Annotated in this window: 23 protein-coding genes and 1 pseudogene; 15 read left to right on the plus strand and 9 right to left on the minus strand. The window is 69.6% G+C overall.

The features are described 5' to 3' along the window. Positions 1–107 precede the first annotated feature (107 nt). From AB0M59_RS10845 to AB0M59_RS10870, 6 genes are all read left to right on the plus strand, one after another. Positions 108–479 carry an STAS domain-containing protein gene (locus tag AB0M59_RS10845; RefSeq protein ID WP_364612089.1) on the plus strand — a complete coding sequence of 124 codons (372 nt, stop codon included), beginning with the start codon at positions 108–110 and terminating at the stop codon, positions 477–479. A gap of 152 nt (positions 480–631) precedes the next feature. Beyond that, on the plus strand, positions 632–973 hold the full coding sequence (locus tag AB0M59_RS10850; protein WP_364612092.1) for a DUF1883 domain-containing protein: 342 nt from the start codon (positions 632–634) through the stop codon (positions 971–973). 182 nt (positions 974–1,155) lie between these two features. Next, positions 1,156–1,419 (plus strand): isoamylase, encoded by a 264-nt coding sequence (locus tag AB0M59_RS10855; protein WP_364612095.1) that lies wholly within the window; start codon positions 1,156–1,158, stop codon positions 1,417–1,419. Positions 1,420–1,701: 282 nt separating this feature from the next. Beyond that, complete coding sequence (locus tag AB0M59_RS10860) at positions 1,702–2,550, plus strand: hypothetical protein (protein WP_364612098.1); 849 nt, start codon at positions 1,702–1,704, stop codon at positions 2,548–2,550. A gap of 186 nt (positions 2,551–2,736) precedes the next feature. Beyond that, positions 2,737–3,363: a hypothetical protein gene (locus tag AB0M59_RS10865; RefSeq protein WP_364612101.1), complete on the plus strand. Its 627-nt coding sequence runs from the start codon at positions 2,737–2,739 to the stop codon at positions 3,361–3,363. Between the two features lie 14 nt (positions 3,364–3,377). Further along, complete coding sequence (locus AB0M59_RS10870) at positions 3,378–3,533, plus strand: hypothetical protein (RefSeq protein ID WP_364612104.1); 156 nt, start codon at positions 3,378–3,380, stop codon at positions 3,531–3,533. Between the two features lie 114 nt (positions 3,534–3,647). Here the strand turns inward: AB0M59_RS10870 and AB0M59_RS10875 are convergent, their stop codons facing one another. Both AB0M59_RS10875 and AB0M59_RS10880 read right to left on the minus strand, forming a co-directional pair. Continuing rightward, a complete protein-coding gene (locus AB0M59_RS10875; protein ID WP_364612107.1) occupies positions 3,648–3,890 on the minus strand; it encodes an acyl carrier protein in 243 nt (80 codons plus the stop codon). A 16-nt stretch (positions 3,891–3,906) separates the two neighbouring features. Then, positions 3,907–4,758, minus strand: coding sequence for a manganese catalase family protein (locus AB0M59_RS10880; RefSeq protein WP_364612110.1), 852 nt, complete (start codon positions 4,756–4,758; stop codon positions 3,907–3,909). A gap of 212 nt (positions 4,759–4,970) precedes the next feature. Here AB0M59_RS10880 and AB0M59_RS10885 point away from each other — a divergent pair, with 212 nt between their 5' ends. After that, a complete protein-coding gene (locus AB0M59_RS10885; RefSeq protein WP_364612228.1) occupies positions 4,971–5,762 on the plus strand; it encodes an SDR family oxidoreductase in 792 nt (263 codons plus the stop codon). Positions 5,763–5,773: 11 nt separating this feature from the next. On the opposite strand, the gene AB0M59_RS10890 is transcribed toward AB0M59_RS10885, so the two are convergent. Next, on the minus strand, positions 5,774–6,250 hold the full coding sequence (locus tag AB0M59_RS10890) for a hypothetical protein (protein WP_364612113.1): 477 nt from the start codon (positions 6,248–6,250) through the stop codon (positions 5,774–5,776). Continuing rightward, positions 6,247–7,881, minus strand: coding sequence for a cytochrome bc complex cytochrome b subunit (locus tag AB0M59_RS10895; protein WP_364612116.1), 1,635 nt, complete (start codon positions 7,879–7,881; stop codon positions 6,247–6,249). Before AB0M59_RS10895 ends, AB0M59_RS10890 begins: the two co-directional genes overlap by 4 nt. Here AB0M59_RS10895 and AB0M59_RS10900 point away from each other — a divergent pair. From AB0M59_RS10900 to AB0M59_RS10930, 7 genes and pseudogenes are all read left to right on the plus strand, one after another. Continuing rightward, entirely contained in the window at positions 7,880–8,020 is a 141-nt protein-coding gene (locus AB0M59_RS10900; protein ID WP_364612119.1) for a hypothetical protein, read from the plus strand. The two genes, AB0M59_RS10895 and AB0M59_RS10900, sit on opposite strands and share 2 nt — an antisense overlap. Before the next feature lie 289 nt (positions 8,021–8,309). Then, complete coding sequence (locus AB0M59_RS10905; protein WP_364612122.1) at positions 8,310–9,743, plus strand: ANTAR domain-containing protein; 1,434 nt, start codon at positions 8,310–8,312, stop codon at positions 9,741–9,743. A 37-nt stretch (positions 9,744–9,780) separates the two neighbouring features. Continuing rightward, a complete protein-coding gene (locus tag AB0M59_RS10910; RefSeq protein ID WP_364612125.1) occupies positions 9,781–9,960 on the plus strand; it encodes a hypothetical protein in 180 nt (59 codons plus the stop codon). A 179-nt stretch (positions 9,961–10,139) separates the two neighbouring features. Further along, positions 10,140–10,862 (plus strand): GAF and ANTAR domain-containing protein, encoded by a 723-nt coding sequence (locus tag AB0M59_RS10915; RefSeq protein ID WP_364612128.1) that lies wholly within the window; start codon positions 10,140–10,142, stop codon positions 10,860–10,862. Position 10,863: 1 nt separating this feature from the next. Beyond that, complete coding sequence (locus tag AB0M59_RS10920) at positions 10,864–12,324, plus strand: PP2C family protein-serine/threonine phosphatase (RefSeq protein WP_364612131.1); 1,461 nt, start codon at positions 10,864–10,866, stop codon at positions 12,322–12,324. A gap of 215 nt (positions 12,325–12,539) precedes the next feature. Further along, positions 12,540–12,818, plus strand: a pseudogene (locus tag AB0M59_RS10925) (alpha/beta fold hydrolase); the annotation flags it as partial. Then, positions 12,799–13,188 (plus strand): alpha/beta hydrolase, encoded by a 390-nt coding sequence (locus AB0M59_RS10930; protein ID WP_364612231.1) that lies wholly within the window; start codon positions 12,799–12,801, stop codon positions 13,186–13,188. The pseudogene AB0M59_RS10925 and the gene AB0M59_RS10930, both read left to right, overlap by 20 nt. A 3-nt stretch (positions 13,189–13,191) precedes the next feature. On the opposite strand, the gene AB0M59_RS10935 is transcribed toward AB0M59_RS10930, so the two are convergent. The 5 genes from AB0M59_RS10935 to AB0M59_RS10955 form a co-directional block, all read right to left on the minus strand. Beyond that, positions 13,192–13,434: a hypothetical protein gene (locus AB0M59_RS10935; protein ID WP_364612134.1), complete on the minus strand. Its 243-nt coding sequence runs from the start codon at positions 13,432–13,434 to the stop codon at positions 13,192–13,194. Then, a complete protein-coding gene (locus AB0M59_RS10940; protein WP_364612136.1) occupies positions 13,428–13,679 on the minus strand; it encodes a hypothetical protein in 252 nt (83 codons plus the stop codon). The genes AB0M59_RS10935 and AB0M59_RS10940 overlap by 7 nt, the downstream gene beginning before the upstream one ends. Positions 13,680–13,683: 4 nt before the next feature. Further along, positions 13,684–15,456, minus strand: a complete 1,773-nt coding sequence (gene ctaD / locus AB0M59_RS10945) for a cytochrome c oxidase subunit I (RefSeq protein WP_364612139.1) — start codon at positions 15,454–15,456, stop codon at positions 13,684–13,686. A 102-nt stretch (positions 15,457–15,558) separates the two neighbouring features. Beyond that, on the minus strand, positions 15,559–15,888 hold the full coding sequence (locus AB0M59_RS10950) for a hypothetical protein (protein ID WP_364612142.1): 330 nt from the start codon (positions 15,886–15,888) through the stop codon (positions 15,559–15,561). Positions 15,889–15,966: 78 nt separating this feature from the next. Next, positions 15,967–17,016: an alpha/beta fold hydrolase gene (locus tag AB0M59_RS10955; RefSeq protein ID WP_364612145.1), complete on the minus strand. Its 1,050-nt coding sequence runs from the start codon at positions 17,014–17,016 to the stop codon at positions 15,967–15,969. 158 nt (positions 17,017–17,174) lie between these two features. On the opposite strand from AB0M59_RS10955, the gene AB0M59_RS10960 reads away from it, so the two are divergent. Beyond that, a complete protein-coding gene (locus AB0M59_RS10960; RefSeq protein WP_364612148.1) occupies positions 17,175–17,849 on the plus strand; it encodes a uracil-DNA glycosylase in 675 nt (224 codons plus the stop codon). Positions 17,850–17,857: the final 8 nt, after the last annotated feature.

Consider the following 17,857-nt stretch of genomic DNA (forward strand, 5'->3'; position numbering starts at 1 on the left):
CAGCGGCGGTGAGGTTTCGCGGGTGGTTCGAGGAGGCCATGCTCATGTCGTCGATGTCCGTGCCGCGTCCGCGGGATCCGTTGCGTCCGCCGAGGGCGTCGTTCACGGTGACCCGGACAGCCGATGCGAGCGTGGTCGCGGCGGCGGGCGAGCTCGACTTGGCCGTCACCGACCGGCTCGCCTCGCTGCTCGCTGATGAACTGCGCGGGCGACCACGCGCGTTGGTTTGCGATACGTCGGCGGTCAAGTTCTGCGCCGCGCGCGTGCTGACGATCCTGATCGACACGGTTGCCGACGCCGCCGTGGCCCGGGTGCCCTTCGCGGTCGTCGGCCGGCAGCGAGCACTGCTGCGGCCGATCGTCGCACTCGGCCTGGAAGAGACCCTGCCGGTCCACGGCAGCGTCAGGGAGATCCTGGACCGGCTGACGCCATCGCCCGATCCGAGCGGCCTGGACGCCCACGGCAATTCTCGGCCCTGACGCTGCCACCGGCGAGTGTGGGTGACTGTCGTCATCCGCCAATACGGTCACGGATATTGTCCGGCGAAACAGCGTCGACCGCGAATGTGAATTTCCGACTCAAATAACTCATGTAACACCTTGATTGGCAAGCACGACCGTATTGAGGTGTGATGCCTTTCGCCCAGCCTCCGGTTGAAGAAGCCGAGCGGAGGAAAACTTCCCTCTCTCCGGGGGTTGCAATGGCTGCCGATGCAAGCGTGTTCGACCTCGGCTGGCTCGGACGGGCCACCACCGTGCGAGTCGACGTCGATGTCATGGCGAACGTCCGGCTGATGACGAAAACCAACGCCGACGCCTACAAAAAAAGAACGGCTTACCGCATGATCGGCGGTGTGGCGGCACAACGACCATTCGATATCACTGTTCCCGCTGATGGACATTGGTATGTCGTGGTGGACACCGAAGGTCTGAGCGCGAGCCGGTTCCGGGCCGAGGTCACGATCGTCGCGTGATCTGCTGGTCGGAGAGGCCGCCGGTCGCGCCGTGAGCTGATGCGCGCCTCGCGCCGGCGGATCACCGATCGGGTGATCGACGCGTCGGCGAGGGCGGGATTCCCGGCGCCGGATGGCATCATGGATGCGCTCAGCGTCGAGCGCCCGTGCTCCCGTAAACGTACCGAGAGGGCTGTCGCCGAGTGATCAAGATCTGTCAGGGCCGCGATGGGAACGGCGCGAAACGCATCGTCTTCAGTTTGCCCGCCGACGAGCCGCCCGGTCGCGTCAGCGTGGTGGGCTCGTTCAACGACTGGACTCCCGGACAGCACCACCTTCAACCCCGCACCACCGGACGCCGCTCCGCCACCGTTGAGGTCGCCGCGGAAGCCGCCGTCCAATTCCGCTACCTCGGCGAGAACGGCTACTGGTTCGACGACCCCGACGATCCGGACGCGCTCGCGTAGAGACCTGCCGCGAGGTCAGTCCTCGATCGTGTTGCGGGAAATCTTCGAAATCCCATGTCGTTGTAACTATATCGGGTGAATCGTCTATGTTGCACCCGCTGCGCGCTTGGTCGACTTCGCCGACGGGTTTCCGCTGGTCGGCGACATCACTATTGGTGCGGAAATGGGGATCTGCTCGGCCCCGGGTGGGGCGAAGGAGAAGTGGTGAATGGTGTGTGGTTATGGTGGAACGGCCGGATCGGCGTGATTGATCGCCGATGGCAGAAGCGTCGGTGAACAGGCGTGATCGAGATCGTGACTAGTGCGACGAGGCGGGGAGGCGACACGGTGAATGCCGGTCGGATCCTCGCACGTGCGCTGGTCGTGATCGGGGGTGCTGCCGCGGTCTCCGCGATCGCGTGGCTGACCGCAACGGCATCGGCCAGTACCGTCGCCCAAGTCACGGACGGGCCGGGTACCCAGGCTGCCGTGACAACCGCCGTCGACGCGCAGGCGCCCGTGCTGACGCAGGTGACCGGCTCCGTTCCTCTGGTGCGGCGCGCTCACGACGCCGCGACACCCACCCTTGCCCCTGTGCGCGACCTGTCTGGAGCAGCCGCGCACGCGGGCCGGCTGGACGATGTGCTCGAAACAAGCGTGGCCCACGCGGCGGCTTCGGTTCCCGCTACCGTCCTCGCGGTCGGGCGCATCGCCGTGACGGCGACCGACCTGACGGGACTGGTCGCGCCGACCGACGCCCCCAGCCGCCACGTCGAAAAGTCGCTCGCCGATCCCGATGCTGCGGGGCCGAGCGACCCCATGCGCGCAACGGCGGACAGTGGACCGCGGAAACAATCGGCCGACCTGTCTTCGGTGGCGATTCCGGTTCGCGTAGCCGCGACAGCGATCGCCCGTCAGTTGCACACCGACCCTCGGTCGGATCACGGCGCAGGCGTCCTCGGTGGACGATCCTGGATGCCGTCCTGTGTGGTCCCGGCCAGTGCCGGTGTCACCGCCGGCCACGACCGCGGTTGCGGTGACGCGGTGCGGCCACCTGCCGCGGAACAACGGCAGCCGTCGCACCGCCGAAGTGGCGTGCTGGGCCGAGCCGTAACGGCGGCGGAAATCCAGCCCGGCGTCACGCCGGACTGACACACGTTCGGCCTTCTGGCCCGCAAACCCCCGCGTCAGGTGTCGTAACGGCGTCAATCCATACCGGATTTTTGCCGATGAAGCCGGCGCGCTCTCATTTTCGGCGCTTCATCTGTCGACGTTCCTGTCGTTATCCAGTGAACCATTTGTGAATTTTCCATTGTGTTGATCGAAGGAGTATTTGTCATGCGCATTCAGACGAAGCGGACCCTGCAGGTCGCGTTGGTCAGCGGCGGCCTGCTGGTGGTGGGCACCGGCAGCGCATCCGCGGCCGAGACCGTCAACCCCGATGTGCCCGCCTCGCCGGTGGACCAGCTCGTCACCAACCCCGGCCCGGTGCAGACCCTCACCACGGTGCTGGCCGCCACTCGGCAGGGTCCCGCGCCGGCCGCCGACGCTCCGGCCCCCGCGGCGGTGCTGCACGCGGTGCCGGTGCTCCAGCACGATCCGGCGCCGAGCGCCGAGGTCAGCGGCGACCTGCCGGAACAGCACCTCAACGCGCCGCTGGGGAGTGAGCTGGCCGCAACCGACTTACCCGTTCTGCCGCTGACGGCGACGGCGGACACGGTGCCGGGACGGGCCACGGTCACGCCGGTCGACGGCCGGTTGCCGCTGCACGGAAACGTCTCGACCCAGCCCCTGATCCCCGGTGCGGGCACCCGGGTCACCGGCCTGCGCACCTCGACCGCCCCGGTCGGGGCGGTTCAGCCGGCCTACGACCGGCGTGCGGACGCGCCCGCGGCAGGGCTTCCGCTGCTGGGCGGACTGCTGCCGAGCACCGACGGAGTTCTCCCGTCGGGGTGCCGGTGCTGAACGGGGTGTCCGACGTGACCCGGTTGGCCTCGCTCACCGGGCTGACCCAGCTGGCCGGGAGCACCCCGCTGACCCACGGCGGGCGTTACAACACCGGTGCGGTCACCGCCCCGCTGACCCAGCACGGTCCGGGGACCCTCGAGTCGGCGACCGCACTCCTGGGCAAGTAGCAGCACAGCTCACCCACGTTCAGGGCCGGAAGCACACCCTTCCGGCCCTCTCGAATTCCTCGCGCGGTAGAGCCCGGGCTCCCGTTCCGCGCCGGAACGGGAGCCCGGCCTACCTCAGGAGACTGCGGGGCCTGATTCGGAACTGCCCGACAGTTCCTTGATGAATTCGTGGCACTGCCGAGCGCGGGCCGAGTCCTCCTCCATCACTTTCCGGAAGAAGTCGGCGATGTCGGTGCGTCCGGCGTTGTCGGCGTCGCGGACGTACTGGCCGTAGTCGTGTCCGGCCTTCAACGCGTGGTACTGCACCGATACCAGGTCGAACGTGACGTCGTCGAAACCGGTTTCTCCAGTGGCCATGGGTGTTCCTTTCGGGTCAGTTCTTCTTGGCTTTGGCCTTGGCGGTGCCCTTGGCGTCCTGCAGCGGGGCGTAGGTGCCGTAGAGCGCGGGGTCGGGCTTCGGCGCGGTGCCGGGGCCGCCGAGCGGTTTCGGGTCCATGAGGTACTCGATGCCCGCGTCGGTGGTCCAGCTGCTGCCCTTGGCGCCGTCGGGACCGTCGGACAGGTGCCAGATGGTCTTGTTGTGCGTCTGGTCTTCCTCGTCGAACAGGGCGTTGGGCGCGATGTCTTCCTCGAGGCCGTCGGCCTTCAGCTCTTCGATGGCGGCGAGCCACTGCTTCTGGTGGACGGTGTCGCGGGCGAGGTTGAACTTCAGCATCGCCTTGACGCCGGGATCGTCGGTCATGTTGTACAACCGCGCCGTCTGCAACCGGCCCTGAGCTTCGGCCGCGACGTTCGCGCGGAAGTCGGCCAGCAGGTTGCCGGAGGCGACGATGAACTTGCCGTTCCAGGGGTAGCCGTTGCTGTCGGCGGGCAGGGCGCCGCCGCCGGCGACGATGGCCTGCTGCGGGTCCATCCCGCCGAGGACCGCGGCCATCACCGGGTCCTTCACCGCTTCGGCGGTGGCGGTGGCCGGGGCGCCTTCCAGCAGGCGCGCGACCATGGTGGCGAGCATTTCGACGTGCCCGATCTCCTCGGTCGCGGTGTCCATGATGAGGTCCTTGTACTTGCCTTCGACCCGGCAGTTCCAGCCTTGGAACAGGTACTGCATCGTCACGGTCATCTCGCCGAACGCGCCGCCGATGAGCTCTTGGAGCTTGTGGGCGTAGACGGGATCGGGTTTCTCGGGCTTGGCTTCGAACTGCAGCAACTTCGTGTGACGGAACACGATTTTTCCTCCGTGGTCGCGGGTGGTGTCCGGCGGTCGTGGGGGGCGTGCCCGGTTAGCGGACGGTTAACCGCGCGGAGTGAAATGCGGCCGCACGTCGTGTGAAGCGGGAGGGCGGGGGTACCAGGGACCCGTTCGCGTAACCGTCGGCCGAGGAGTTCGCCGTGTCCCAGCCCGCCCAGCAGCAGAGCCCGCCCGGATCGACCGCGGAGATGACCCCGCGGCCCGACCACGGGGAACATTCCTATCGCGGTTCCGGCAAATTGACCGGGAAGGCGGCGTTGATCACCGGCGCCGACAGCGGGATCGGCCGCGCGGTGGCGATCGCGTACGCGCGGGAGGGCGCCGACGTGCTGATCTCCTACCTGGACGAGCACGACGACGCGGAGGAGGCGCGGCGCTGGGTGGAGGAGGCCGGGCGCAAGGCCGTCGTCGTGCCCGGTGACGTCGCCGATCCGGCGCATTGCCGGGCCTTGGTCGCGCGGGCGGTGGAGGAGTTCGGCCGGCTCGACGTCCTGGTGAACAACGCGGCTTTTCAGATGAGCCACGAAACGCTGGAGGAAATCGAGGACGAGGAGTGGGATCGCACGCTGGCGATCAACCTCAGTGCGTTCTTCCATCTGGTGAAGGCGGCTTTACCGCACCTGAAGCCGGGGGCGTCGATCATCGGCAGCTCGTCGGTGAACTCCGATAATCCGAAGCCGCAGTTGCTGCCTTACGACGTGACGAAGGCGGGCATCGCGAACATGACCGCGGCGCTGGCGCAGCTGCTGGGGCCCCGGGGAATCCGCGCGAACAGCGTGGCGCCGGGTCCGATCTGGACGCCGCTGATCCCGTCGACGATGCCCGAGGAAGAGGTGAAGTCGTTCGGCGAGCAGGTGCCGCTGGGCCGGGCCGGGCAGCCGGCGGAGCTGGCCCCGGTGTACGTGCTGCTCGCGTCCGACGACGGCAGTTACGTGTCCGGGGCGCGCGTCGCGGTGACCGGCGGCACGCCGATCCTCTGAGCGCGTGACGGTCATGGAGCCGCGAGCGGGATGGTGCCGGCCAAGCAGCCGCGTCGCTGCGCCGACCAGCCCAGCTCACTGACGTCCTCGACGATCAGGGCGTCGGCGTTCGCGTGCGGCTGGGGCGGCAGCAGGACGAACAGCACCTGCTGCTGCCTGCACGCGGCACACAACCACGGCAACGGTGGTTCCACGAACTCGAGGCCGACGGTGAGGCTGTGCTGGGCCACGTGCACCGTGACCGTGGACGGGGCTTCCGACAGCTCCACGTGACAGCCCGCCGCGAGCGGCCAGAGCCCGCGCTCCCACTCCCAGACGGTGGGGACGGCCAGCCCCGCGTGGAGCAGCATCCGGAAGAGCTGATGGTGGTCGTCGTGGTGACCGGGTTGCAGGAGCAGCACCGGGTAGGAGCTGGTCTCCTCGTAGACGAGGACGTCGATCTGCCAGCGGGAGGGCATCGCCGTGCCGCCGGGGTCCGGTGGGGTCATGGCCAGCCCTCCCCGTCTTCCGTGCTGGGCTCCCCGCCGAGGCCTTGGCGCATTTCTCCGCGGCGGGCGGCTGCCTCCAGGGCCGCGTTCTCTTCGGGCGGGTCGGGGCGCAGCAGGCTGCCCGGGACCGCGTGCCCGGCGGCGCCGAGCTTGTTGGGTTTCTTCGGCACGGGTGCTCCCTGGTAGGTCAGGGCCTTGCCGTCGAGCGGCTGGTGGATTTCCAGGTACCTGCCGCTGGAGGCGCGCGTGATGATGCCGGTTTCGATGCCGTGGTGGAGCACTTCGTGGTCGGCGTGCTGCAGTGCCAGGCAGACGCGGTAGGTGATCAGGTAGGCGACGGGCGGGGCGAGCAGCAGCCCGATGCGCCCGGCCCACGTCGTGGCGTTGAGCGAGATGTCGAACTGCAGCGCGATGATGTCGTTGAACGACGACAGCGTCAGGACGCCGTACAGGGCGAGCGCCATCATGCCGATGCTGGTGCGGACCGGGACGTCGCGGGGCCGCTGGACCAGGTTGTGGTGGGCGGTGTCGCCGGAGAGCCGCCGTTCGATCCACGGGTAGGCGATCAGCGCACCGAAGAGCACGGTCATGCCGACGACGCCGGCGAAGAACGGCTGCGGCACGGTGTGGTTGCCGAGGAACAGCTCCCACGGCGGGTAGACGCGCAGGAGGCCGTCGGCGAAACCCATGTACCAGTCGGGCTGGGAGCCGGCGGAGACCTTCGCCGGGTCGTAGGGGCCGAAATTCCACACCGGGTTGATCTGGAACAGCCCGGACATCAGCGCGAGGAGGCCGGTGACGAGCGCGAAGAACGCACCGCCCTTGAGCGCGAACACCGGCAGGATCCGGACCCCGACGACGTTGGTCTCCTTGCGGCGGACGCCGGGGAACTGGGTGTGCTTCTGGTACCAGACCAGGGCCAGGTGGACGCCGACGAGCGCGAGCATGATCCCGGGCAGCAGCAGGATGTGGATCGTGTAGAGCCGGGGGATGATGACGTCGCCGGGGAACTCGCCGCCGAACAGCGCCCAGTGCAACCACGTCCCGACCACGGGCAACGACAGCACGATGCCGGACAGGGTCGCGCGGATGCCGGTGCCGGAGAGCAGGTCGTCGGGCAGTGAATAGCCGAAGAACCCTTCGAACATGCCCAGGATCAGCAACAGCGCACCGATCACCCAGTTGGCTTCGCGAGGGCGGCGGAATGCTCCGGTGAAGAAGATCCGGAGCATGTGGACCATCATCGCGGCGATGAAGATCAGCGCCGCCCAATGGTGCAGCTGCCGCACGAAGAGCCCGCCCCGGACTTCGAACGACAGGTCCAGGCTGGTCGCGAACGCCCGGGACATCGGCACGCCGCGCAAATCCGCGTAAGCGCCCTGGTAGGTGACCTCCTGCATCGACGGGTCGAAGAACAGGGTCAGGTACACGCCGCTGAGAAGCAGGATGATGAAGCTGTAGAGCGCCACTTCGCCGAGCAGGAACGACCAGTGGGTGGGGAAGACCTTGTTGAACTGGCGGCGCAGCCCGCCGGCCGCGTGCAGCCGCTGGTCGGCGGCGTCGCCGGTCGACGCCGCCGCGCGGGTGACCCGGCCGGGACCCCGCGTCGGGGAAAGGTGACTCGGGCTCATGGGTTCCTCCGCGCGGATCGGTGACCGTCCGCCGCGCGTACCCGTGCCCGCCCCCGAGAACCTCGGTTTCGAAGATTTTTCCGCGGTCGGCCGTGCCGCACATCGGCGGCTGATCTCCATGCTCGATCAGGGAAGCTGAAAATCCGGCATTTCGATTTTCTTTCAACGAGCCGCGCCGCTGCGCGGGCGGAAGTCCCGCTCGCTTTCGACCTCGCCGTCGGCCGCGTGGATCACGTGCCGGCCCGCGATCACGGCATCGACCCGGTGTGGGGAAGTGTTCGAGGCCCCTACTGCCACGATGCCCCCTCGATCTGACGAATCGGCCCGTGCGAGGCCTTGAATTGCGGAATGGGCTGTCCACGTCCAGGACCGTGGCCAAGCCCGATGTGGATCCGGGTGCTGCGGTGATCACGGGTGAGGAGGCACGCGTGGACGAATGCCGGATGCCCGTGCGGCACCCGCTGTGGTCTGCGGAGGTCGTGCGGACGGGGTCGCGGCCGGTCGTCGTCGTGACCGGAGAGCTGGACATGGAGGCTCATCCCGGATTCGCGGAACGGCTGCGGCAGCTGACCTCCGAAGCCAGGGAACCGGTGGTGGATCTGAGCCGGGTCCGGGTGCTCACCGAGGCCGGCGTCCGGCAGTTGCACGCCGTCGCCGACGCTTTCGCGGGTACCGGGAGGCGCTTGCGCGTGGTGACGGGCACCGGGGCGGTGCTGCGAGTCCTGCGTGCCGCACAAGCGACCGATGTCATCGAGACCTTCGTGACGCTCGCCGCGGTCGACGGGGCCCGGCGACCGTCCCGGAGCGTTCCCGCGGCACCGGACGCGAGCGGTGCGGACGAAGTCGGACAGCTGCGGCTCGAAGTCGCCGCGCTGAGGTCGAAGCTCGCCAGCCGGCCGGTGATCGCCCGGGCCCTCGGCGTGCTGGAAGAACGCTATCGGCTGGCCGACATGGACGAGGCCTACCGCTTGTTGCGCTACGCCTCCCAAACTCACCACGTGAAATTGCTGGGCCTCGCGAAAGCGCTGCTGGAACTGCCTCGTCCGCACAACCGGTCCTGGCTGACAGGAGCGCTTCACCTCCCGCCGCCGCCGTTGAGCTTCGCCACCGGCCGGGCCGCGACGACACCCGCCTCCGTCCTGGACCAGGTGCTGCGAGTCGCGGTGGAGTCCACTGGGGCGGCAGCCGGCTACACCCAGCTGCCGGAGGAAACCGGCTTGCGCCTGGCCGCCCACCGCGGGCTCGGCGCGGAATTCACCACGGCTTTCGCCCACCTCGAGGACGAACAGTCCACCTGCACGGCCGCCTTTCTCGGAGACGTGGCGGTGATGAGCACCGACATCGCACGGGACCCCCGGTTCTGCCGCCCCGGCACCCACCGCGTCCTGCTCGATGCCGGATTCCGCGCGGCCTGGAGCATCCCGCTCCGGACACCCACCGCCGACTGCGCCGGCGTGCTGACGACCCTGTTCGACCACGTCCAGTACACCTTCATCGCCCAGTCGGGGGGACGGCTGGACACGCTCTGCCGGGAAGCGGGGCGATGGCTGCACTGGCACCGCCGTCACCAGGTGCTGACGGCCTGTCCAGGTGGACGGATGACGAGCCTGCTCCGGACGACGGCGTGGCGCGAGGCGCCGACAAGCGAGGGACTCACCGCGGTCACAACGCACGATGGGCTCAGCACGTCCGGAGAACTGAAGACGAACCGCCGCTCGTGTTCCCGCCGTCACGGGTGCCCAAACCGAAAGTTCGGAATGAGGCTGCGCCGTCTCCCGGCGATTGTCTGGACGGCCATCCCTGCTTTAGGCCGTTCGGGTGGCATGAGCGCACGGGGGCGTGTCGCGGGATCCGTCGGGTAGCCGTGGCGCGATCGATGCCCACCAGGAGAGCCGCCTCATGCCGAATCGGATCGTGATCAGCCCCAACGCCCAACCCATTCCCTGCGAGCAGTGCGGCTGGGAGGCCCTGTACGTCGCGAAATTGATCTCCGACGACGGGAACGTGGTCGGGCGGATGATCGTCTGCACCGCTTGCCGGCCGCAACCTCACGTCCACCGCGTCCGGCGCGCCGCCTGAGGGTGGGACAGCTTTTACCGCAGGAGGCCCGGCCTTCAAAACCGACCGGCGTCACCGGATCGTCGAGGTCGGGTGGCCTTGAGGAGGATGGGATTGGGGGTTGCCCACTGGTTAGCGAGCCGTCGGCCGGGTATGCACACCGAAGGGATCTGCCGGGACCGGTTCGGAAGTGATGTCGCATGGGCCCTGAACAACCGCTTTCGGACGAACTCGCGGGCGTGTTCGCGCGGATGTCCGGTCTGTTGCTGTCGGCGGAGACGGTCGGGTCCGTGCTGCGGCTGGTGACGGCTCTCGCGCAGGAGACGATCCCGGGCAGCGCGGGGTCCGGGCTGAGCGTCCTGGACCCGGAGGGGAAGCGGACGACGGCCGCGGCCACCGGTGACCTGGTCGAGCGGGCGGACCGGATCCAGTACGAGAACGGCGCGGGTCCGTGCCTGACGGCGTGGGCGGATCGGACGATCGTGCGGGTGGACGACCTGAACCAGGACCGGCGTTGGCCGCAGTGGTCGCGCCAGGCGTACGCACTCGGCCTGCGGGCGTCGCTGAGCGCGCCATTGGTCGCGGGTGACATCGCTCTGGGAGCGATGAAGGTCTACGCGAGCCGGACCGGCGCCTACGGTTCGCGAGAGGAGTCGTTGCTGCGGATGTTCGCGACGCAAGCCGCCGTGCTCGTCGCGAACGTCAAGTCGTTCGAGGACGCGCACCGGGTCAGTTCCCGGCTGCAGGCGTCCCTGCGCGGACGCGACGTCGTGAATGTCGCGAAGGGGATCGTGATGGCCCGCGACCACGTCGACGAGCACACCGCCTTCCTGCACTTGGCGAACACTGCGCGGCAACGCCGCAAAGAGTTGCTCGAGACCGCCGAGGACATGGTCAAGACGACCCGTCGGCCTCGGCGGTGACGTGGACGACAACGGTGCCCGGCAGCAGCAAGCGGCTTTCGCGTCCGCCTTCGCGCGCGCCGAATTGACGCCCGAAGAGCTGTGGCTGCGGTACTTCGCGCTGGGCGGCAGCTACGGGTTGCTGGAGGTCGAGGGCTACCTGCACGGATTGCTCGATCTTCCGGGGTTCGACCGGGACGTCGTGGCGCACGCGGTGAACGAACGGCTGGACGAGCTGGCGTGGCACCGGCGCGCCTCCTACACCCGGACCTTGCGGGAATCGGTACCGCGAGGTGCGCCACTCGCGGCGCTGACCTCCCTGCTGGAGGGTGCGGAACTCGCGCCTCCCGAGCGGCTGCCCGCCTTGGTGGCGGCTGCCGGGAAGGAGCTGGGCATCGGGCTGACCGTCTACGTCGTCGACTACGAGCAGCGCCATCTCCGGCTGGTACCGCCTGCGGCCGCTGCACTCGAGGCGACCAGCCTGGACCTGGAGACGACCTTGGCCGGCCGGGCGTTCCGCCGGCTGGAGACCCTGCCCGCCGAGAGCGATCCGCCGCGGTTGTGGGTGCCGCTGCTGGACGGCGCCGAGCGGGTGGGCGTGCTGGCTGCCGACGTCGCCACCCACGACGACCTGTACGACCCCGGGCTGCGGACCCAGTGCCGCTGGCTGGCCATGCTGATCGGTCACCTGGTGGTGCTGATGTCGAGGTACGGAGACAGCGTCGATGTCCTCCGCCACCAGCGCGCCCGGACGGTCTCCGGCGAGCTGATCTGGTCGATCCTGCCGCCGCTGACCGCGGGCGTCGACGGGTTCGTCGTCAGCGGCGCTGTCGAGCCACGCCACGCGGTGGCCGGCGACGCCTTCGACTACGCGTTGTCGGAGGACACCGCCCGGCTGCTGATCCTCGACGCGGTCGGCCACGACCTGCGCAGCGGCCTCATCGCGGCCACCGTCGTCGCCGCGTACCGGGCAGCCAGGCACACGGGCGCCGGGCTTTACGAGCAGGCCCGGGTCATCGACGAGGCGGTCGAAGGGACCTTCGGCGGCGCCGCCTACGCCACCGCGGTGCTGGCCGAAGTCGACCTCCGGAGCGGCCGGCTGAGGTACGTGAACGCGGGTCATCCGCCACCCTGGATCATGCGGGCCGGCCGCGTGGTCAAGCCACTGCCGGGTGGACGGCGGTTGCCGCTCGGTCTGGGGCAGAGCCGTGAGTTCCGCCTGGGCGAAGAGCGGTTGCAGCCGGAAGACTGGCTGGTGCTCCACACCGACGGCGTCACCGAAGCCCGGGACGCCGCGGGCGAGTTCTTCGGTGACGAAAGGCTCGCCGACTTCTTGGAACGGGAGGCCGCGGCCGGCTATCCGCCTCCGGAGACAGTCCGCAGGCTCATCCGAGCGGTATCGGCGCACCAGGACGGCCGGTTCCAGGACGACGCCACCGTCCTGCTCGCTCGGTGGACGGATTCTTCGCACATCTTGCCGTGACGCGGCGATCAGTGGTCCGCGCACCCGCTTCGGCGCACCCGCCGAAACCCCGACCCTCCAAGGAGACCCACGATGCAGCGGCACAGCGTGAACCCGGAGCGCCGTTACCCCGACTCCGGGCGGAACCGACCGCCGTGCTGGTGACCCATCGGGTCCGGCACGGGCTGGTGCGGGCGCTCGCCGCCGGCGCCGACCGGACGGACCGGAACCCGGTCGTGCTCCTGCCCGGCCTCGGCGCGCCGGGATACCTGGTGGACACGCTGCACGGGTGCGCGGCGTCGGCGCCGACGTTCCTGCTCGACGTGCCCGGGTTCGGCGCGGGGCCGATGGCGTGCGAGCCGGAATTGGGTGCGCTGGTCGACGTCGTCACCGAGTGGCTGAGCGATGTGCTGGACCAGCCGGCCACCCTCTTCGGGCATTCGACCGCCGCGCAGGTGGCGATGACGGTCGCGGCCCGGCGGCCGGAGCTCGTCGGTGCGCTGGTGCTCGCCGGCCCCACGTTCCCGCCTCCGCTGCGCCACCTCGGCCGGCTGTCGGTCGCTCTGCTGCGGGACCTGGTCCACGAATCACCCGCGGCGCTGCCCGGCACCGTGCCGTACTACCTCCGAGCGGGGCCTCGACGACTGCTGCGGTTCGTCAAGTCCGCCCAGCAGGACGAACCCAACGGGTCATGCCGCTCGTGCGGTGCCCGTCCAGGTGCTGCGAGGCCGGCACGACACGCTGAGCCCACCCGGATGGGCGCGGTCGCTCGCCGACGCGGCGGCGCACGGAAGCCTGGTCACGGTGCCCGGCGCGCACACGTTCCCCGCGACCTCCGGCGGTTTGACGTCCCGGCTGATCACGGCATCCGGCGAACCCGGGTGACGCTCAGCCACCACGCTGGACGACGGCCGTGGTGAGCGTCGCCGCGATCAGTTCCAGCTCGTGGTCGGTGGCTTGCTCCCCGTCCAGCCGCGCCCGCAGGTCGGCGCGGGTGATGACGTCGCTCGCGCCGGCGGTCTCGGCGTCGGCCGGCTCGACCTCCATGCGACCGGCGGTCAGCACGAGCACCGGGTCCGGCAGCGAAGACCCGAGCAGGCGGCGCAGGTCGTCGATGGTCACCTTCAGCATTGCGTCCTCCGGGTTCGTCGGTCGAGGTGCAGGCAGGCGGCGAGGTTGCCGGCGACACAGCCGGCGAACAGCCACGGCAGGTCCACGAAGATCCCGGCGGCCACCAGCGCCAGCGTCGTGGCGTCCAGGCCGGCGCGCAGCAGGCGCCCGGCGGTGCCGGACCTGCCGTCGAGACCGCGTTCGATCCCGCGCAGCTGACGGCGTTCCCGGGCCGTGAGCCGGACGGACTCGGGGAAGGTGGTCATGTCGTCACCGCCCCCGCGGATCCTGGCTCTCGCCCTGCTCGTCGGGTTGGAGGGCACCCGCGACCACCTCCGCGGGCGATGCCTTGCCCGCCGGGTGTCCCTTGGTGATGTGCGCTTCGGCGCGCATCCGTTCGATCATGTGGGGGTAGTGCAGTTCGAACGCGGGCCGTTCGGAGCGGATCCGCGGCAGTTCCAGGAAGTTGTGCCGCGGCGGCGGGCTGGTGGTGGCCCATTCGAGGGAGTTGCCGAAGCCCCAGGGGTCGTCGGCGTCGATCGGTTCGCCGTAGCGGTAGCTCTTGACGACGTTCCAGATGAACGGCAGCACCGAGAGCCCGAGCAGGAACGCGCCGATCGTCGACACCGAGTGCATCCAGGTGAAGTTGTCGCTGGAGAGGTAGTCGGCGTAGCGGCGCGGCATGCCGGCGTCGCCGAGCCAGTGCTGGACGAGGAACGTCGTGTGGAAACCGAGGAACGTGGTCCAGAAGTGCCACTTCGCGAGGCCCTCGTCGAGCATCCGGCCGGTGATCTTCGGGAACCAGAAGTAGATCCCGGCGAAGGTCGCGAACACGATCGTGCCGAACAGCACGTAGTGGAAGTGCGCGACGACGAAGTAGCTGTCGTGCACGTGGAAGTCCAGCGGCGGCGACGCGAGGATGATCCCGGTCAGCCCGCCGAGCAGGAACGTCACCAGGAACCCGATCGACCACAGCATCGGCGACTCGAACGTGATCGAGCCCTTCCACATGGTGCCGATCCAGTTGAAGAACTTGATCCCGGTCGGCACCGCGATGAGGAAGGTCATGAAGGAGAAGAACGGCAGCAGCACGGCCCCGGTGGCGAACATGTGGTGTGCCCACACCGCCACGGACAACGCGGTGATCGCGATCGTCGCGAACACCATCGTTTTGTAACCGAAGAGGGGTTTCCGGCTGAACACCGGGATGATTTCGGTGACGATCCCGAAGTAGGGCAGCGCGACGACGTAGACCTCGGGGTGGCCGAAGAACCAGAACAGGTGCTGCCACAGGATGGCGCCACCGTTCTCGGGATCGAAGACGTGCGCTCCGAGGTGCCGGTCGGCCAGGAGCCCGAACAGCGCGGCGGTCAGGATCGGGAACGCGAGCAGGATGAGCACCGAGGTGAACAGGATGTTCCAGGTGAAGATCGGCATCCGCCACATGAGCATTCCGGGACAGCGCAGGCACACCACCGTCGTGACCATGTTGACCGCGCCGAGGATGGTGCCGAGGCCGGTGACGATCAACCCGGCGATCCACAGATCTCCGCCGACGCCGGGGGAGTGGATGGCGTTGGACAGCGGGGTGTAGGCGGTCCAGCCGAAGTCGGGCGGCCCGCCCGGGGTCAGGTAGCCGGAGAGGACGATCAGGCCGCCGAAGAGGTAGAGCCAGTAGGAGAAGGCGTTGAGCCGGGGGAACGCGACGTCCGGTGAGCCGATCTGCAGGGGCAGGACGAAGTTGGCGAAGCCGAACAGGTTCGGGGTGGCGTAGAGCAGCAGCATGATCGTGCCGTGCATGGTGAACAGCTGGTTGTACTGCTCGGGCGAGAGGAACTGCAGGCCCGGCCGGGCTAGCTCGCCGCGCATGAGCAGGGCGGTCAGGCCGCCGATGAGGAAGAACCCGAACGACGTCGACAGGTACAGCACGCCGATCGTCTTGTGGTCGGTCGTGCGGAGCGTCTTCAGGATCACCGAGCCGCGCGGGGCCCGCCACGCCGGGCGGTGCGGGATCGGCTGGGGGCGGGCCACCGTGTCGGTCATCGAACATGCACCTCGTCACCACCGCCGGAACAGGTCGGCGCCCGCATACCCGGGTCGGCGCCCGATACACCGGAAAACACCGGTTCCGGCTTCGCGGCGGGTTTACCGAGGTCGCGGCACGGGATCGGGCACGTTCAGGCGATGTCGCAGTTCCGGGACGAAGCCCGGATCCAGTCGTGCCCGGGTGGTCAGGTCGATTTCGAGCGGTACGCCGGCCCCGGCCGGCAGCACGCCGTCGAGGACGATTCCGGCCGCGGCGAGGACCAGGTCGGTGTCGGCCACCGGCGGCAGGTCCACCACGTCGCGCAGCCCGGGCGCCAGCATGACGTCGAACGTGCCGGCCGGGCCGCCGCGGCAGCAGTACTCCACCCGGTGCCGGACGTCGTCGACTCGCTGGACCCGCCACACCGTGCACGCCGCGCTGAGGGACATGCTTCCCGGTACCCCGCCCGGTCGCGGGCAAACGGCAGGGCGCCGCGCCCGCTATGCCGCGACCCGTGACCGGAACCGCTACGCGATCGCCCTCGCCGGAACATCGTCGGCGCGCAACCAGTCGAGGAGCGCCTTGTAGACGACGTCGTCGCGAAGCAAAGCGAAGTGGTTCAGCCCGCCGAGCCAGACGATGTCGGCGTCCTCGGCCAGATCACCGGCCTGGACTGGTGTCACGAGCAGGTCACCCATCAGGCGGCCCCAGGCGCTTCCCTCCGTGCGGGACAGCGTCGCGGACACGAACAGGCGCTGGATCCCCGTGGGCGACGCCGGTTCGGCCGGCCGGCCGACGCCGGGGTCGTCGGCCCATTGCCGCTGGTGCACGTAGCCGTGTGCGAGGTCTTGGATGCCGTCGCTGCGCAACGCGAGCAACCGGGCCAAGGGAGCCAGCGGCGACTTGCGGAGCAGCCCCGCGACCTGGGCGACGCGCCGTTCCAGCGGCGCACCGCTGTGCGGGGTGCCCAGGCACACCAGCCGCGTCACGCGGGGGAGCCACGCGACGGCTTGTTCCTGAGCGCGGTAGAGCGCGCTCCTCGCCACGAGGCCGCCCATGGAGTGTCCGACGAGAACGATGTCGGTGACGGGTACCGGCCAGGCGGCCACCAGCCGGGACAGCAGCGTGACGAGGTCATCGCCGTTCTCGGACACGTGACGTCCTGAGTTGTACCGCAAGTACACGGGGCTGGTACCCAGGTCGGCGGCCAGGCGCGCGCCGAAGTCACCGGCCGGTGCGGCCCCGCGGAACCAGCTGCGCTCGGTCTCGACGAGTCCGTGCAGGAAGACCGCCACACTGCCCGTCGCGCCCGGGAAGGCCGCGGCGAGTGATCGGCGGTCGAGCCCGATCGATCGCCGCTCGACCCGGACGGTCATCTCGTCAGCGGTCCGCCGACCGGCGGCGGGCAGCCGTACGCCGAACATTCCGGCCGCGACGCCGGCGACGTGGTGCCCGGCGGCCGACTCGAGGACCGAACCGGCCCAGTGGTCTCGTGCCGGCAGCAGAAAGGTCGCCACAGCCGTGGCAGCCAAGCCGCTCGCCACTTCGCTCAGCCTCGAAATAGCCGTTTCCGTCATGCTGTTTTCTGCTTCTTCCCTGTCTCGTCGCCGCCGGAGCGGCTCACGTGGACTACCCGCCGGGGATGCCGTTACGCGAGCCGGCGGCGTGACCTCCGACGCACGGCGAGGGCGGCAGGCAGCGAGCACGACTTTCGGGGCCGTGCTGGAATGAGGCCGTGTCCCTGACCGAACTCGATCGGGTCGGCGCCCGGATCGTGGCCTGCGTTCGCTGTTCCCGGCTGGTCGCCTGGCGGACCGAGGTCGCGGCCCGGCCGCCGGACCGCCATGCCGGCCAGGCGTACTGGGCCAGGCCCGTCCCGGGTTTCGGGGATCCCCGCGCCCGGATCTTCGTGCTCGGACTGGCGACGGCCGCGCACGGCGGCAATCGCACGGGACGGGCGTTCACCGGGAACCCCACGGCGAGCCTGCTGATGCGGTCGCTGCACCGGGCGGGGCTCGCCGACCGGCCGGTTTCCGACCACGCCGGGGACGGGCTGCGGCTGCACCGGACGTGGCTGGCCTCGGCCGTGCGCTGCGCCCCGCCGGCCAACCGCCCGACCCCGGCCGAGCGTGACAACTGCCTGCCGTACCTCTCGGCCGAGGTGGCCGCCCTCGGCGACCTGCGGGTGATGGTGTGCCTCGGCGGGTTCGCCTGGCAGGCCGCGCTGCACTGGGCAGGAGTGCGGCCGAAACCGAAGTTCGCCCACGGTGGCGAACACCGGCTCGCCGGCGGGCTGGTGCTGCTCGGCAGCTACCACCCGAGTCCGCGCAACGTGCACACCGGCCTGCTCACCGAGCCGATGCTCGACGAGGTGTTCGCGCAAGCCTGCCGGCTCGGCGGCCTGGCCTGAGCGTCACG

Source organism: Amycolatopsis sp. NPDC051371 (assembly GCF_040682155.1).
Taxonomy (GTDB): domain Bacteria; phylum Actinomycetota; class Actinomycetes; order Mycobacteriales; family Pseudonocardiaceae; genus Amycolatopsis.